Annotated in this window: 13 protein-coding genes; 11 read left to right on the top strand and 2 right to left on the bottom strand. The window is 64.9% G+C overall.

Annotated features, from left to right (window positions below):
• The first annotated feature begins 51 nt into the window (after positions 1–51).
• The 4 genes from GPK94_RS10765 (at position 52) to GPK94_RS10750 (ending at position 4,175) form a co-directional block, all read left to right on the top strand.
• Complete coding sequence (locus GPK94_RS10765; protein ID WP_101693661.1) at positions 52–921, top strand: MetQ/NlpA family ABC transporter substrate-binding protein; 870 nt, start codon at positions 52–54, stop codon at positions 919–921.
• A gap of 159 nt (positions 922–1,080) precedes the next feature.
• Positions 1,081–2,007, top strand: a complete 927-nt coding sequence (gene cysK, locus GPK94_RS10760; RefSeq protein WP_215655772.1) for a cysteine synthase A — start codon at positions 1,081–1,083, stop codon at positions 2,005–2,007.
• A 272-nt stretch (positions 2,008–2,279) separates the two neighbouring features.
• Positions 2,280–3,299 carry a 3-deoxy-7-phosphoheptulonate synthase gene (gene aroF / locus GPK94_RS10755; protein ID WP_101693659.1) on the top strand — a complete coding sequence of 340 codons (1,020 nt, stop codon included), beginning with the start codon at positions 2,280–2,282 and terminating at the stop codon, positions 3,297–3,299.
• Between the two features lie 3 nt (positions 3,300–3,302).
• On the top strand, positions 3,303–4,175 hold the full coding sequence (locus GPK94_RS10750; RefSeq protein WP_101693658.1) for a prephenate dehydrogenase: 873 nt from the start codon (positions 3,303–3,305) through the stop codon (positions 4,173–4,175).
• A 346-nt stretch (positions 4,176–4,521) separates the two neighbouring features.
• Here GPK94_RS10750 and GPK94_RS10745 read toward each other — a convergent pair whose 3' ends face one another.
• Both GPK94_RS10745 and GPK94_RS10740 read right to left on the bottom strand, forming a co-directional pair.
• Positions 4,522–5,547: an LCP family protein gene (locus GPK94_RS10745; protein ID WP_193536306.1), complete on the bottom strand. Its 1,026-nt coding sequence runs from the start codon at positions 5,545–5,547 to the stop codon at positions 4,522–4,524.
• A gap of 131 nt (positions 5,548–5,678) precedes the next feature.
• Entirely contained in the window at positions 5,679–5,861 is a 183-nt protein-coding gene (locus tag GPK94_RS10740) for a hypothetical protein (protein ID WP_186962880.1), read from the bottom strand.
• Between the two features lie 422 nt (positions 5,862–6,283).
• Between GPK94_RS10740 and GPK94_RS10735 the strand changes: the two genes are divergently transcribed.
• From GPK94_RS10735 to GPK94_RS10705, 7 genes are all read left to right on the top strand, one after another.
• Positions 6,284–7,315, top strand: coding sequence for an MqnA/MqnD/SBP family protein (locus tag GPK94_RS10735; RefSeq protein WP_215655771.1), 1,032 nt, complete (start codon positions 6,284–6,286; stop codon positions 7,313–7,315).
• Positions 7,316–7,668: 353 nt separating this feature from the next.
• The gene (locus GPK94_RS10730) at positions 7,669–8,454 is read left to right on the top strand and encodes an ABC transporter permease subunit (RefSeq protein ID WP_101693655.1); all 786 of its coding nucleotides are present in this window, start codon (positions 7,669–7,671) and stop codon (positions 8,452–8,454) included.
• Positions 8,438–9,019, top strand: coding sequence for an ATP-binding cassette domain-containing protein (locus GPK94_RS10725; RefSeq protein WP_215655770.1), 582 nt, complete (start codon positions 8,438–8,440; stop codon positions 9,017–9,019). The genes GPK94_RS10730 and GPK94_RS10725 overlap by 17 nt, the downstream gene beginning before the upstream one ends.
• Before the next feature lie 98 nt (positions 9,020–9,117).
• The gene (locus tag GPK94_RS10720; protein WP_346728020.1) at positions 9,118–11,025 is read left to right on the top strand and encodes an LTA synthase family protein; all 1,908 of its coding nucleotides are present in this window, start codon (positions 9,118–9,120) and stop codon (positions 11,023–11,025) included.
• A gap of 393 nt (positions 11,026–11,418) precedes the next feature.
• Positions 11,419–12,588 carry a cation diffusion facilitator family transporter gene (locus GPK94_RS10715; protein ID WP_186962878.1) on the top strand — a complete coding sequence of 390 codons (1,170 nt, stop codon included), beginning with the start codon at positions 11,419–11,421 and terminating at the stop codon, positions 12,586–12,588.
• Between the two features lie 351 nt (positions 12,589–12,939).
• Entirely contained in the window at positions 12,940–13,632 is a 693-nt protein-coding gene (locus GPK94_RS10710) for a response regulator transcription factor (RefSeq protein ID WP_101693652.1), read from the top strand.
• Positions 13,629–15,062 carry a HAMP domain-containing sensor histidine kinase gene (locus GPK94_RS10705; protein ID WP_215655769.1) on the top strand — a complete coding sequence of 478 codons (1,434 nt, stop codon included), beginning with the start codon at positions 13,629–13,631 and terminating at the stop codon, positions 15,060–15,062. The genes GPK94_RS10710 and GPK94_RS10705 overlap by 4 nt, the downstream gene beginning before the upstream one ends.
• Positions 15,063–15,090 lie beyond the last annotated feature (28 nt).

Raw genomic sequence — 15,090 nt, 5'->3', positions numbered from 1 at the left:
CCTGATTTGGGTTGCAGCTCACATTCCATATCAGAAAAGGAGAATGAAACCATGAAAAAGACTGCCTCTGTGTTCCTGGCCGGTGCCCTCACCCTGGGCCTGCTCGCCGGCTGCTCCGGCACTTCCTCCCAGCCCGCCGGCTCTGCCGCCCCCTCCGGAGATCCCGCCCCCGCTGCCTCCTCCTCCCTGGAGGGCACCACCATCAAGGTGGGCGCCTCTCCCGCCCCCCACGCTGAGATCCTGGAGGTGGTGAAGGACATCCTGGCCGAGCAGGGCGTCACCCTGGAGATCGTGGAGTTCAACGACTACATCGTCCCCAACACCGCCGTGGAGAGCGGGGAGCTGGACGCCAACTACTTCCAGCACATCACCTACATGAACGACTTCAACGAGAGCGACGGCACCCATCTGGTGAGCGCGGCCGAGGTCCACTATGAGCCCTTCGGCCTGTACGCCGGCAAGACCGACTCTCTGGACGCCCTGGCCGACGGAGCCCAGATCGCCGTGCCCAACGACGCCACCAACGAGGGCCGCGCCCTGCTGCTGCTGGAGCAGGAGGGGCTCATCACCCTGAAGGAGGACGCCGGCCTCACCGCCACCAAGGCCGACATCGCCGAGAACCCCAAGAACCTGGAGATCGTGGAGCTGGAGGCCAGCCAGCTGCCCAGCCGTCTGGCCGACGTGGACCTGGCCGTCATCAACGGCAACTACGCCATTGACGCGGGCCTGAAGGTGGCCGACGCCCTGGCCGTGGAGGCCGCCGACGGCGAGGCCGCCACCGCCTATGTGAACGTGCTGGCCGTCAAGGAGGGCAACGAGAACTCTCCCGCCATCCAGGCGCTGGCCCAGGCCCTGTGCAGCGACGAGGTCAAGACCTTCATGGAGGAGACCTACGGCGGCGCGGTGGTCCCCGTGTTTTAAAGCTCAGACATACAGGCATTGACCCTTCACCCCGGCAGCGGAGCATTTGCTCTGCTGCCGGGGTTTTTGTATTGGGAAAAAATTACTTGAAATACCTATTGAAATACTAGGGAAATGATGGTATACTGGACCCAACTTTCAACCGAGGAGGTCCTTCTTATGAACATCGCCCAACAGCTGACCGATCTGATCGGCGCAACCCCGCTGCTGCGCCTGGAGCGCGTGGCCCCCGGCTGCGGTATCCTGGCCAAGCTGGAGTGCTTCAATCCGCTCTCGTCCGCCAAGGACCGGGCGGCCTGGTATATGATCCGGGACGCGGAGGAGAAGGGCCTGCTCCAGCCGGGGGGCGTCATTGTGGAGCCCACCAGCGGCAACACCGGCGTGGGCCTGAGCTACGTGGCCGCGGTGCGTGGCTACCGGGTGATCCTCACCATGCCCGAGACCATGAGCCAGGAGCGGCGCAGCCTGCTCTCCGCCCTGGGAGCCGAGCTGGTCCTCACCGAGGGGGCCAAGGGAATGGGGGGCGCCATCGCCCGGGCCAAGGAGCTGCTGGAGGAGATCCCCGGCGCCTGGATGCCCGACCAGTTCAACAACCCGGCCAATGCCCGGGCCCACTATGAGACCACCGGTCCCGAGATCTGGGCCGACACCGACGGCACCGTGGAGGTCCTGGTGGCCGGGGTGGGCTCCGGCGGCACCATCACCGGCGCGGGCCGCTACCTGAAGGAGAAGAATCCCGCCGTGAAGGTGGTGGCGGTGGAGCCCGCCGAGTCCCCCGTCCTGTCGGGCGGAAAGGCCGGTCCCCACAAGATCCAGGGCATCGGCGCGGGTTTTGTCCCCGGCGTGCTGGACACCGGCGTGGTGGACGAGGTCCTCACCGTCAAGGGGGAGGACGCCATGGCCATGGTGCGCGCCCTGGCCCGGAAGGAGGGCCTTTTGGTGGGCATCTCCTCGGGCGCGGCGGCCGCCGCGGCGCAGGCGCTCTCCCGCCGGCCGGAGTACCAGGGCAAGAAGATCGTCGTCGTCCTGCCCGACACCGGGGAGCGCTACCTCTCCACCGGCGTGTTCCAGGAGCCCCGGAAATAATCGAAAATTGGGGCTTGACTTTAATGGCGAAAAGTGCTAAAGTTTGAGCAGAATCAAACCAGGAGGGATCTTGCCATGCGCCGGATGTACGGTTATGGATACGGCTATTACCGCTATTTTATGAGCGGTCCCTTTGCCTGCCCATAACCGGCCTGTCAGCATGGAAGTCCCGTCCCCCCGCACCGGAACGCGGGGGAGAGAAGGAACTTGAAACCGCGGCAGCCCAGTGGGGCGGCCGCGGTTTTTTATCCAGAGAAAGGAAGGACGTTTTTATGGTCGTTATCATGAAACCCAACTTCACCCCCGAGCAGCTCCAGGAGGCCATCCAGGCCATGAAGGCGGGGGGCGTGCAGGTCAACATCTCCAAGGGCTCCGAGACCACCGTGCTGGGGGCCGAGGGCAACGCCGCGGGCATCGACCAGGAGCTGCTGGAGCAGCTGCCCGGCGTGGAGAAGGTCATGCGGGTCACCGAGCCCTACAAGAAGGCCAACCGCAAGTTCCACCCGGACGACAGCGTCATCGACCTGGGCGGCGGGGCGCTGATCGGCGGGAAGAAGCTGGCCGTCATCGCCGGGCCCTGCTCGGTGGAGAGCGAGGCGCAGATCACCGCCGTGGCCCAGGCCGTCCGGGAGAGCGGAGCCTGCGCCCTGCGGGGCGGGGCCTTCAAGCCCCGGACCTCCCCCTACTCCTTCCAGGGGCTGGAGTGCGAGGGCCTGAACCTCCTCCAGAAGGCCAAGGAGGCCACCGGCCTGCCCATCGTCACCGAGATCATGGGCACCGAGTACGTGGAGCTCTTTGAGGAGTGCGTGGACGTGATCCAGGTAGGCGCCCGGAACATGCAGAACTTCGACCTGCTGAAAAAGCTGGGCAAGCGCACCACCAAGCCCATCCTCCTCAAGCGGGGCCTCTCGGCCACCATCGAGGAGTGGCTCATGTCGGCCGAGTACATCATGGCCGGGGGCAACCAGAAGGTCATCCTCTGCGAGCGGGGCATCCGCACCTTTGAGACCTTTACCCGCAACACCCTGGACCTCTCCGCCGTGCTGGCCGTGAAGAGCCTATCCCACCTGCCGGTGGTGGTGGACCCCTCCCACGCCTGCGGCAAGGCCTGGATGGTGGAGCGCATGGCCATGGCGGCGGTGGCCGCCGGAGCCGACGGACTCATCATCGAGGTCCACAACGACCCCAAGAACGCCCTGTGCGACGGGGCCCAGTCCCTCACCCCCGACCAGTTCACCGATGTGATGGGGAAGCTGGCCGCTGTGGCCCCCTGCGTGGGCCGGGAGGTGTGAGCCATGGCCGAAGGGGAGAGAAAACGCATCGTCGTCGTGGGCCTGGGCCTCATCGGAGGCTCCCTGGCCCTGGCCCTCAAGGGCTTTGAGGGCTATGAGATCGTGGGCGTGGACGTGTCCCAGCCCACCCTGCGCTTTGCCGCCGAGCACGGCGTGGGAGACCGGGTGACCGAGGACGCCGCCGCCGTCCTCCCCGGGGCCGACGTGGTGGTGCTGGCCCTCCACCCCCGGGGCATCCTCCGCTTTCTGGAGGAGCACCGGGCGCGGTTCAAGCAGGGGTGCCTGGTCACCGACGTGTGCGGTGTGAAGAGCGCCGTCATGGAGGGGGCGGGGGTGCTGCCCGAGGGAGTGGACTTCATCGGCTGCCACCCCATGGCGGGCACCGAGTTCTCGGGCATCGAGCACGCCTTTGCCGAGATGTTCCAGGGGAGCCACCTCATCCTCACCCCCCGGGAGAGCAGCACCCCCGAGCACGTGGCCCTCATGGAGCGCCTGGGGGCGTACATCGGCTGCCGGGACGTGTACAAGACCACTCCCGAGGAGCACGACGCCATGATCGCCTACACCAGCCAGGTCATGCACATCATCGCCGTGAGCGTGTGCGACGACCCCATGCTCTTTGCCTGCCGGGGGTTTGAGGGCTCCTCCTTCCGGGGCTGCACCCGGGTGGCCGCCCTGGACGTGGGGCTGTGGACCGAGCTCTTCTCCCTGAACCGGCCCGCCCTCCTCACGGTGCTGGACCGGCTGATGGAGAACCTGGGGGCATACCGGGAGGCCCTGGCCTCCGGGGACAGCGGGAAGCTGGCCGAAAAGCTGGCCTACTCCGCCGCCCGGAAGCGGGAGATGGACCTGCCCGGCCCCGATCTGCTCCAGTAAGTCTCAAAAATGCAGGCATTTTTTCGAGAGGGACACAGGCCGCTGCGCGCACTTCGTCGGGTCAAAGTCCGTACCGTTCACCCCGGCCTGGCGGCCAGGGCTCACTCCGCTCCCTTGCCCCTCCTCTCCCAAACAAACCCGCTTCGCTGGGCTTCGTTTGGGTTCCCGGCTCGCACACTTGCGGCCTGAGAAGAGTTTTTTCCGACGTACACGCCGCCGGAAAAAACGATCTCAATTCGTTCCGCCGCCTGCGGGCGGCGGAACTCTGCGAGGCTTTTGTCAAACGCAGCTTATTTAGAAAAAAGGGGCTGCCGCATGGTCTGCGGCAGCCCTTCTGTATGATTTCTTATGTTTGCGGCATGTTCACCATGTCCAGGGTGACGGGGGTGGTGTAGGGGTTGATCATCTCGTTGATGATGGCGAGGGATTCCTCCTGCTCCAGCTGGTAGCAGTAGGTCCAGCCCTTGTAGGTGACGGTGCCGTCGCCGGGGAGGGTGGCGGTGGAGAGATTGGCCAGGTCAAAGCCCAGGGCGGGCTCCACAAACCAGAGCATCTCCCCCAGGGAGAGGTCGGTGTCGATGTATTCGGAGAAGATCTCCACATACTCGCCCACCTTCTGGGGCTGGGAGAGGACCTTTTTCGCGATCAGGGTGAGGATCTCCTGCTGGGTGCGGGTGCGGTCCACATCGGTGTAGGCCACCTGGGCCTCGTTGAAGTTGTTGTGCCGGAAGCGGCAGACCTCCATGGCCTCCTGCCCGTCCAGATGGGTCATGCCCGGCTGGAAGTGGATGTGCAGGTCCTGGGTGGGGTCGTCGTAGCTCATGGGCACCGGGATTTCAAAGTCTACCCCGTCCACGGCGTTTACGATGGCCTCAAACCCGGCCAGGTCGATGGTCACATAGTGGTCCACCGGGATGCCCAGCAGCTCGGAGACCGCCTCCTGCATCCCCTTGGCCCCGTAGTAGGCGTAGGTGGAGTTGATTTTATAGTAGTGTCCTCCGTCGGGCCGGGTGCCGTGGTAGATGGTGTCCCGGGGGATGGAGACCAGACCGGCCTTCTGGTTCACCGTGTCGTACATGCCCACCATGATGGTGTCGGCGTTGCCGCTGGCCTGGTCGCTGGCGGCCAGCAGGAAGGTCCAGGTGTCCTTTTTCCGCTCTAAGCCGGTGGGGGTGAGCTCCCCGCTGGGCTGGGCGGAGGGGAGAACGGCGCTGGGAGCCGGACCGGAGGCCTGGCCGGGCTTCTGCCGCAGGAGCTGATAGGCGCAGAAGAGCAGGACCACCAGGACGGAGAGGACCACCAGGAGACGGTATAAGAGCCTGCCCAGCAGAAACAGGCGGGAGGGCTGGTATTTTTGGACGCGCTTTCCCATGGGAGCGATCGGCCCCTTTCTCTCGGAGTGAATCGTTATGTCAACAATCGACAGAGGATAGTATAGCGAATCCCGGCACATTCGGCAAGCGGAAGTTGGGAAAAAGCGAAAGTTTTCTCTCCGGCGGGGCATCAGGTCCGGGTCAAACGGGACAAAATGGCGGTGGTCAGGGCCTGGACGGCCTCCAGGAGCTCCAGGAGGAGCAGCTTCTCCTCCAGCAGGGTCTCCAGGATGCGCAGGTCCACCGGGTCGGGCGCGGGGGGCGCGCCGCCGGAGGGGGCGGCTTCCACTTCGGGAACGGGGGGTCTGACCATTAGGATAGCCTCCTTTCTGTGAGCCTATACCATGGTATGCCATGGATGCCCCTCCCGTCCCGGAACGGGGGCAAAGCGGCTTGACAGCGGGAGAAAAAGGGAGTAGAGTGCAAAGAGCCCTTCGGAGGGAAGGGCGCAGGCGGATCTGTAAGAGGTATTTCTGGGATTTGAGCCGGGAGAGCCTCGCAGAGTTCCGCCGTCCGCAGACGGCGGAAGAGCGTGGAATCGTGTTTTCCGGCGGCATGTACGTCGGAAAACACACTGCTCAGGCCGCAAGTGTGTGGCCCTTCGGGCCATGCGCGCAGCGGCCTGGATCCCCCTCGAAAAAATGCCTGCATTTTTGAGAAGCGTGTCGAACGGGTTCGACACGCTGAGCCCTTCTGCGGGAAGGGCGAGGAACTGGAAAGGAACGTGATGATACCATGAAGAGCAAGCGATGGACGGCCCTGGCCCTGAGCCTGGCCCTGAGCATGACCCTGCTGGCGGGATGCGGCGGGGGAGAGCCCGCTCCCACCGCCACGCCCGCGCCTGAGAACAGCGCCACCCCGGCGCCCACCCAGGAGAGCGAGCGCACGGAGGTAAGACTGGCCATGCTCAACGGCCCCACCGGCATGGGCGCGGCCAAGCTGATTTCGGATCATCTGGCGGGGGAGACCCGCAATGACTACCAGGTGGAGGTGGCCTCCCAGCCTACCGACCTGACCGCCAAGCTGGGGAAGGGCGAGGTGGACATCGCCGCCCTGCCCACCAACGTGGCGGCCAACCTCTACCAGAAGACGGGGAACATCCAGATGCTGGCCCTCAACACCCTGGGCGTGCTCTACATCCTGGAGAACGGGGATACGGTGCACTCCATGGCCGACCTGGCGGGGAAGACCATCTACGCCACCGGACAGGGGGCCAACCCGGAGTACGTGCTGCGCTATCTCCTGGAGCAGAACGGCCTGGACCCTGAGAGCGATGTGAACATCGTGTGGAAAACCTCCGAGGAGGTGCAGACCCTGATGGCCTCCGGCGAGGCAGAGCTGGCCATGCTCCCCGTCCCGGCGGCCACGGCGGTGACCATGCAGAATCCCGACGTGCGTCTGGCGCTGGACTTCAATGACGCCTGGGAGGAGAGCGGCGCAGGCGGCACCTTCACCATGGGCTGCGTGGTGGCCCGGAAGGACTTCATCGAGGAGCATCCCCAGGCGGTGGAGGATTTCCTGACCGAGTACGCCGAGTCCATCGCCTTCATTGCCGAAGGGAGCGACGAGGCGGCCCAGATGGTGGTGGACGCGGGCATCGTGCCCAAGCTCCCCATTGCCAAGGCGGCCATTCCCCAGGCCAACCTGGTGTGCATCACCGGGTCGGACATGCTGGACATCAACTCCTACTATGAGGTGCTCTTCCAGGCCGACCCCGCCTCCATCGGCGGCGGTATCCCGGACGACGGATTCTTCTATATCCCCTGACAGCCTTCGGCTTCTCAAAAACGCAGGCGTTTTTGAGAGAAGGATGCAGACCGCCGCATGCACTCGCATACGCTCGCACACTTGCGGTCTGAGAAGTGTTTTTTCAAGGCGCATGTCCTTGAAAAAACGATTACACCCTGTTCCGCCGTCTGCGGACGGCGGAACTCTGCGAGGCGTTTGCGGCTGAGCACAGACCAGACAGCAAACCCAAACTCTGAGGCGCCCCGGCGGACCAGGCGGTCCCCGGGGCGCCCGTTTTGTTCCAGGGGGGAAAGAGGATAAAATGCTTGCCTTTCCCCCGGGGGGTCGGTATACTATCTCTTGTTTGTACTGTGAAGAAGGGAGGGAGAGGGATGAAGCTGCGCCGTCTGGCCAGGCGGGTGCTCCTGCCGGCGCTGTTCTGGCTGCTGCTCTGGCAGGGGGCCGTGTGGTATCTCCTGTGGGCCGAGGAGCTGGAGAGCACCGCCCTCTTCCTGCCATCCCCCCTCCTGGTGGGGCGCACCCTGCTGGAGCTGATGGGCACGCAGGTCTTCTGGCAGACCGCCCTCGCCAGTCTGGGGCGGATCTTTGGGGGACTGCTGGCGGGGGTGTGCCTGGGGACCCTCCTGGCCGTGTGCACCAGCGCCTGGGGCTGGGCGGAGCTCCTCCTGGCCCCGGCGGTGCGGGTCATCCGGGCCACGCCGGTGGCCTCCTTTATCCTGCTGGTCATCCTGTGGGCCCCCACCGGGCAGGTGCCGGTGGTGGTGTCCGCCCTGATGGTGCTGCCGGTGGTGTGGGGGAACGTGTGCCAGGGCATCGCCCAGACCGACCCCCTGCTGCTGGAGGCCGCCCGGGCCTACCGCTTTGGCCGGTGGAAGCGGGTGCGCCTGGTCTACATTCCCTCGGTGCTGCCCTACTTTGCCAGCGGCTGCCACACCGCCCTGGGACTGGCCTGGAAGTCCGGGGTGGCCGCCGAGGTGCTGTGCGTGCCCCGGCTGGCCATCGGCACCCAGGTGTACTATTCCAAGATCTATCTGGAGACCCCCGCCCTCTTTGCGTGGACGGCGGTGGTGCTGGCCCTGAGCTTCGCCCTGGAGGGCGTGCTGGGGGCCCTCCTGGGCCGCCTGGAGAGGAGGGGGAGCCGTGCTGCGGATTCATGAGCTCACCGTGTCCTTTGGGGAGAAGCGGGTGCTGGATTCCTTCTCCCTCACCCTCCCCGGGGAGGGCATCACCGCCCTGGCCGGGCCGTCGGGCTGCGGCAAGACCACCTTGCTGCGCACCCTGGCCGGGCTGGAGCGGCCCGCCGGGGGGACCTTCACCCTGCCGGGGGAGGCGGTGCTCCTCTTCCAGGAGGACCGGCTCTTTCCCTGGCGCAGGACCGGCGAGCAGATCGCCGACGTGCTCCCCCGGGCGCGGCGGCAGGAGGTGGGGAAGTTCCTCTCCCTGGTGGAGCTGGAGGGGGAGGAGGACCGGCCCATCCAGGTCCTCTCGGGCGGGATGCGGCGGCGGCTGGCCCTGGCCCGGGCCCTGGCCTGCGAGGGCGGGGTGTACCTGCTGGACGAGCCCTTCACCGGCGTGGACAAGGAGCGCGCCGAGCGCATCCTGGAGCGCATCCGGGCGCTGGGGAAGCCGGTGCTCCTCTCCAGCCACGAGGAGGGGGTTCTGGCCCTGGCCGACCGCGTGGTCCATCTGGAGGGGCCGCCCCTGCGCCTCCGGGAATTGTGAAGATTTTATGAAGGATGGCCGATCCGTGCAAAATCCCCTTGCACATCCCGCTTTTGAGGGAGTATGATACAGAAAAAATCAAATTCGAGAGGAGCCGAGTGGAAGAACGGATGAACATGCCCACAAAACCGAAACGTCATACCGGCCGGAAGGCGCGTCCCCGCTGGCCGAAGCTGGCCCTGGAGCCGTCCCGGGCGGCCTGGCTCTCCCGGCTGGCCTTTGCGGTGGGACCTCTTGTCTCGTACAGCCTGGTGGAGGTTCTCAACTATAATCAGCCCTGGGGGAGCTTTACCCCCCTTCAGGTGGCCCTCAACCTGGTGTGGTACTATCTGGGGGCCTTCTTTTTCTACTTTGTCCTGGGCCGCCGGGACCGGGCCACCAAGGTGGCCATGCTCGTGGCCTGGGCCATCGGGATCGTCAACCGCTATGCCATTGCCTTCCGGGGGCGCACCCTCTTCCCGGGGGACATCGTCACCATCCGCACGGCGCTGAATGTGGCGGGCAACTACAACTACACCCCGGACCTCATGATGGTGCTGACCGGACTGTGCGTGGCCCTCTTCATCGGCGTGCTCTCCCTGCTGCCCGCCCCGGCGGAGCGGCAGCGGTTCTCCTGGAAGCTCTTCCTGCCCACGCTGGCCGGGTCCGGGGCCTTCCTCTACTTCTTTTTCTGCACCAACGCGGTCTCGGACGCGGGGATCTCCCCCTCCATGTGGACCACCCGGGGCAATGGGCTGGCCCTGAATTTCAGCCTGTGCCTCCGGTACAGCCGGGTGAAGGCCCCCGACGGGTACGGCAGGGACGCCCTCACCACTCTGGCGGAGGAGCACCCCTCGGAGGAAGCCGCCGTGAGCGCCTCGACCGACGGGATTACCCGCCCGGTAAACCTGATCGTGGTGATGAACGAGTCCCTCTCCGATCTGAGCGTCATCCCGGGGGTGGAGACCAATCAGGACCCCATGCCCTTCCTCCACAGCCTGGAGGAGAACACGGTGAAGGGCTGGGCCTTCTCCTCCGTGTTCGGCGGGACCACCGCCAACTCGGAGTATGAGTTCCTCACCGGCAACACCGTCACCTTCCTGCCCGCGGGCACGGTGCCCTACCACATGTACGTGGGGCAGGGGGATCCCTCCCTGGCCGGGCAGATGGAGTCCCTGGGGTATGCCACGGTGGCCATGCACCCCTACTACTCCTCCGGCTGGAACCGGGTGGCCGTCTACAACGACTACGGCTTTGACGAGCAGTATTTCCTGGAGGACTTCGACTACGACGAGAGCGACATCATCCGGGAATACCTCTCCGACCGGGCCAATTACGAAAACCTCATCGCCCGCTATGAGGCCAAGGAGGAGGGGCAGCCCCTCTTCCTCTTCAACGTGACCATGCAGAACCACAGCGCCTACACCGGCGAGTGGACCAACCTCCCGGAGGAGGTCCACCTCACCGGAGCATATGAGGGCCGCTTCCGCACGGTGGACCAGTACCTCAACCTGGTCTATCAGAGCGACCAGGCCTTTGAGTACCTGATCGACTACTTCTCCCAGGTGGAGGAGCCCACCATGATCTGCATGTTCGGCGACCACCAGCCCCAGGTGGCCACCAACTTCTACACCGAGGCCCTGGGCGGCGAGGTGGAGGCCCTGGACACCGACACGGCGGAGAAAAAGCAGATCGTCCCCTTCGTGATCTGGGCCAATTACGACATCCCGGAGCAGCAGGACGTGACCCTCTCCCTCAACTACCTCTCGGCCCTGCTGATGGAGACGGCGGGCCTGCCCACCACCGGGTATCAGGACTTCCTCCTCTCCCTGTGGGAGGACTTGCCCGTCATCAACCCGGTGGGCTACCTGGACCGGGACGGCGACTGGACGGCCGAGGAGCACTGGGAGGAGCTGCCCGACTACGCCCGGGAGAGCCTGGCCGAGTACCGCATCCTGGAGTACTGCAACATCTTTGACAAGGGGAGCCGTCCGGAGGACTTCTATACCCTGGATACCGGCGAGTAACCTACCACGAAGGCCGCAGGCACTACGGTGTCCGCGGCCTTTTTCTGCCCGGCCGGATGGGAAAACATGGACGGGAACACATCCTCTGTGCTATAATGATACATTAAGCAAGCAAAAGAAACACAAACAGGCTGACGATAACGTGTATTTCTGTGCTTTGCGCTGCAAGAGCCTCGCAGAGTTCCGCCGTCCCGTAGACGGCGGAAGAGGATCAAATCGTGTTTTCCGGCGGCGTGTACGTCGGAAAACACTCTGCTCAGGCCGCAAGTGTGCGAGCGTCAGCGAGTGCATGCAGCGGCCTGCTTCCCCCTCGAAAAAATGCTTGCATTTTTGAGAAGCGTGTCGAAACATTTCGACACGCTGACATAAAGAACGACTTGGAGTGGAAATGGCATGACAGAACAGTTGCTCCGGCGGTTTGTCCGGGATTATGAGAAGGTACAGGATGCGCAGGTGCGGGAGCGGTACGGGATGCTCTCAGGAGGCGTTGGGATCTTTCTCAACCTGCTGCTCTCGGCGGGAAAGTTTTTCGCGGGGGTGCTGACCGGGTCCATCTCCATCACGGCCGACGCCTTCAACAACCTCTCGGACGCGGGCTCCTCGGTGGTGACCCTGGTGGGCTTCCGCCTGGCGGGGCAGAAGGCCGACGACGACCACCCCTTCGGCCACGGGCGGATCGAGTATCTGGCGGGTCTGCTGGTGTCCATGCTCATTCTGCTGGTGGGCGTGGAGCTGGGCAAGTCCTCCATCGAGAAGATCCTCCACCCCGAGCCGGTGGTCTTCTCCGCCGTGTCGGCGGGCATCCTGCTGTGCTCCATCGCCGTGAAGCTCTGGATGTGCTTCTTTAACCGCAACCTCTCCCGGCGCATCGGCTCGGCGGCCATGGCGGCCACGGCCATGGACTCCCTCTCCGACGTGGTGGCCACCAGCGCCGTGCTGCTGGGCGCGGTGGTGGGCGCCCTGACCGGCGTGTCCATCGACGGCTGGGTGGGCGTGCTGGTGGCCCTCTTCATCCTCCGGGCCGGGTGGGAGGCCGCCAAGGACACCATCGACCCCCTCCTGGGCCAGACCCCCGACCGGGACCTGGTGCGGGAGATCGAACAGACCATCCTGGCCCACCCGGAGGTGGTGGGCATCCACGACCTCATCATCCACGACTACGGCCCCGGGCGGTCCATGATGTCCTTCCACGCGGAGGTGCCCATGAACGCCGACATCATGGAGGCCCACGACGTGATCGACCACATCGAGCGGGAGCTCAAGGAGAAGTTCGGCATCGAGACCTCGGCCCACATGGACCCCATCGCCACCGAGGACGAGGGGGTCAACCGCACCAGGCTGTGGGTGGCCCAGCAGGTGAAGGAGCTGGACGAGCGCCTGACCATCCACGACTTCCGCATGACGGCGGGCCCCCACCACACCAACCTGATCTTCGACGTGGTGGCCCCCCACAATTTCTCTATGGAGGACGAGGCCCTGGCCGCCGCCATTCAGCAGCGCATCCAGGCCCACGACCCCCACTGCTACGCCGTCATCCAGGTGGACCACGCCTACGTGGAGTAGGGCGCGTGTCGAAATGCTTCGACACGCTTCTCAAAAACGCAACGCGTTTTTTCGAGAGGAATGCAGTCCGCTGCGTCGCACGCCCCTTTGGGGCGCACGCTTGCGGCCTGAGGGGAGTGTTTTCCGACGTACATGCCGCCGGAAAACACGCTCTCACTTCATTCCGCCGCCTGCGGGCGGCGGAACTCTGCGAGGCGCTTGCAGGTAAGATCGCAACCGCACACTGGAGTGACAAAATTGGCCTGCGTGGAGTAGGTTTTACAGAATATTCACCCAATCCGGTGGAAAAAGCGCGTACAATAGAGACCATGAAACAGATTTCCCGGCGCGCAGGAAAGGAAGGAATGCCATATGGCCACAAAGGTCCTGATCGTAGAGGACGAAACCAACATCGCCGAGCTTTTGCATCTCTACCTGGAAAAAGAGGGGTTTGAGACCGCAGTGGCGGGGGACGGCGGGAAGGCGGTGGAGCTCTTCCGCTCCTTCCATCCCGAGCTGGTCCTGCTGGACATCATGCTGCCCGTCATGGACGGCTGGTCGGTGCTCAAGAAGATCCGGGAGAGCGACAAGACCCCCGTCATCATGCTCACCGCCAAGGGCGAGACCGACGACAAGGTCAACGGCCTGGAGATGGGGGCCGACGACTACATCGTCAAGCCCTTTGAGATGAAGGAGGTCCTGGCCCGCATCCACGCGGTCCTGCGCCGCTTCGGCGCGGAGGAGAACAGCGAGGAGAAGAAGCTCTCCTTCGACAAGCTCACCATCAACCTGGACTCCTACGAGCTGCTGGTGGACGGCAAGCGGGTGGACACCCCGCCCAAGGAGCTGGAGCTGCTCTACCACCTGGCCTCGGCCCCCAACCGTGTCTTTACCCGCAACCAGCTGCTGGACGAGGTGTGGGGCTTTGACTACTTCGGCGACTCCCGCACGGTGGACGTGCACATCAAGCGCCTGCGGGAAAAGCTGGAGGGGGTCAGCGACCAGTGGTGCCTCAAGACCGTGTGGGGCGTGGGCTACAAGTTTGAGGTCGTGAGCGCGGGATGAAGAGCATCTACGGACGCCAGTTCTCCATGATGGCCGCCATCATCCTCATCTCCTTCACCCTGCTGGGGTCGGCCTTCATCACCCTGACGTACCAGTATACCCTGCGGGAGAAGCAGGAGGCCCTGGAGCGCAACGTGGACTTCATCGCCGACTTCACCAGCGCCATGAAGTCCAACGGAGCCAGCCTGTACGACGCGTCCTACAAGGCCTATGTGGGCTCCATCGCCAGCATCTCGGACGCCTACGTGCTCATCTGCCGCACCGACGGGCGGGTGCTCCTCTACTCCGACGGGGCCATCCGCAGCGGCCTGGCCGCCCCCACGGTGCCCGCCTCCGTGTGCGGCGAGATCGCCCAGAACGGCAGCTATCAGGGGATGACCACCATGGGCGGCCTCTTCCCCGAGCGGCGGTATGTCTCCGGCCGGGCGGTGGTCCAGAGCGACTTCCTGGGGCAGACCCATGAGACCAACCTGGTCTTTGTGGCGGCCAACACCTCCAGCCTCACCGAGCTGTGGCGGGCGGTGGCCACCATCTTCCTCTTCACCTCGGTGGGCGTGCTGTGCATCGCCTTCATCAGCAGCTCGGTCACCTCCCTCCACCAGACCCGGCCCATGAAGGAGATCGCCGACGCGGCCCGGAAGTTCGGCCACGGCGAGTTCGACGCCCGGGTCACCGGCTATGAGAACCGCAAGGACGAGGTGGGCGAGCTGGCCGAGGCCTTCAACGCCATGGCCGAGTCCCTCTCCAAGGCCGAGGCCAAGCGCAGCGAGTTCATCGCCAACGTCTCCCACGAGCTCAAGACCCCCATGACCACCATCGCCGGGTTCGCCGACGGCATTCTGGACGGCACCATCCCCCCCGAGCGGGAGAAGGAGTACCTCAAGACCATCTCCTCCGAGACCCGGCGGCTCTCCCGGCTGGTGCGGCGGATGCTGGACCTCTCACGCCTCCAGTCCAAGGAGAACGTGACCACCCAGGAGCAGTTCGACGTCTCCGAGGTCATGCTGCGGGTGCTGGTGAGCCTGGAGACCAAGATCAACGCCCGCCACCTGGACGTGGACACCGCCATCCCCGACGGGCCGGTCACCGTCTGGGGAGACCCGGACGCCATCACCCAGGTGTGCTATAACCTGCTGGACAACGCCATCAAGTTTTCCACCGAGGGCACCACCATGGGCATCAGCGTGACCGCCAAGGGCGGAAAGGCCTATGTGTCGGTGCGCAACACCGGCGAGACCATCCCCCCCGAGGAGCTGGCCCTGCTCTTCGACCGCTTCCACAAGACCGACCGCTCCCGCAGCGAGGACCGGGACGGCGTGGGGCTGGGACTGTACATCGTCAAGACCATTCTGGGCAACCACAAGGAAAATATCACCGTCACCAGCGAGAACGGCGTGACCGAGTTCACCTTCACGCTGACGCTGGCGTAGGGGGTTCTTACCCCCGTGCAGGAGGAGT

Origin of the sequence: Pseudoflavonifractor sp. MCC625 (assembly GCF_018784545.1) — a bacterium.
GTDB lineage: Bacteria > Bacillota > Clostridia > Oscillospirales > Oscillospiraceae > Pseudoflavonifractor_A > Pseudoflavonifractor_A gallinarum.
Note: the sequence above shows the minus strand (reverse complement) of the source record. Positions and strands in the feature narration are given on the sequence as shown.

Bases quoted from the DNA above. Each gene is read 5' to 3' on its own strand.
- GPK94_RS10735 (WP_215655771.1), top strand. From the start codon at position 6,284: ATGAAGAGCAAGCGATGGACGGCCCTGGCCCTGAGCCTGGCCCTGAGC.
- GPK94_RS10705 (WP_215655769.1), top strand. From the start codon at position 13,629: ATGAAGAGCATCTACGGACGCCAGTTCTCCATGATGGCCGCCATCATC.
- GPK94_RS10715 (WP_186962878.1), top strand. From the start codon at position 11,419: ATGACAGAACAGTTGCTCCGGCGGTTTGTCCGGGATTATGAGAAGGTA.
- GPK94_RS10745 (WP_193536306.1), bottom strand. From the start codon at position 5,547: ATGGGAAAGCGCGTCCAAAAATACCAGCCCTCCCGCCTGTTTCTGCTG.
- GPK94_RS10765 (WP_101693661.1), top strand. From the start codon at position 52: ATGAAAAAGACTGCCTCTGTGTTCCTGGCCGGTGCCCTCACCCTGGGC.
- aroF (WP_101693659.1), top strand. From the start codon at position 2,280: ATGGTCGTTATCATGAAACCCAACTTCACCCCCGAGCAGCTCCAGGAG.
- GPK94_RS10750 (WP_101693658.1), top strand. From the start codon at position 3,303: ATGGCCGAAGGGGAGAGAAAACGCATCGTCGTCGTGGGCCTGGGCCTC.
- cysK (WP_215655772.1), top strand. From the start codon at position 1,081: ATGAACATCGCCCAACAGCTGACCGATCTGATCGGCGCAACCCCGCTG.
- GPK94_RS10740 (WP_186962880.1), bottom strand. From the start codon at position 5,861: ATGGTCAGACCCCCCGTTCCCGAAGTGGAAGCCGCCCCCTCCGGCGGC.
- GPK94_RS10730 (WP_101693655.1), top strand. From the start codon at position 7,669: ATGAAGCTGCGCCGTCTGGCCAGGCGGGTGCTCCTGCCGGCGCTGTTC.
- GPK94_RS10710 (WP_101693652.1), top strand. From the start codon at position 12,940: ATGGCCACAAAGGTCCTGATCGTAGAGGACGAAACCAACATCGCCGAG.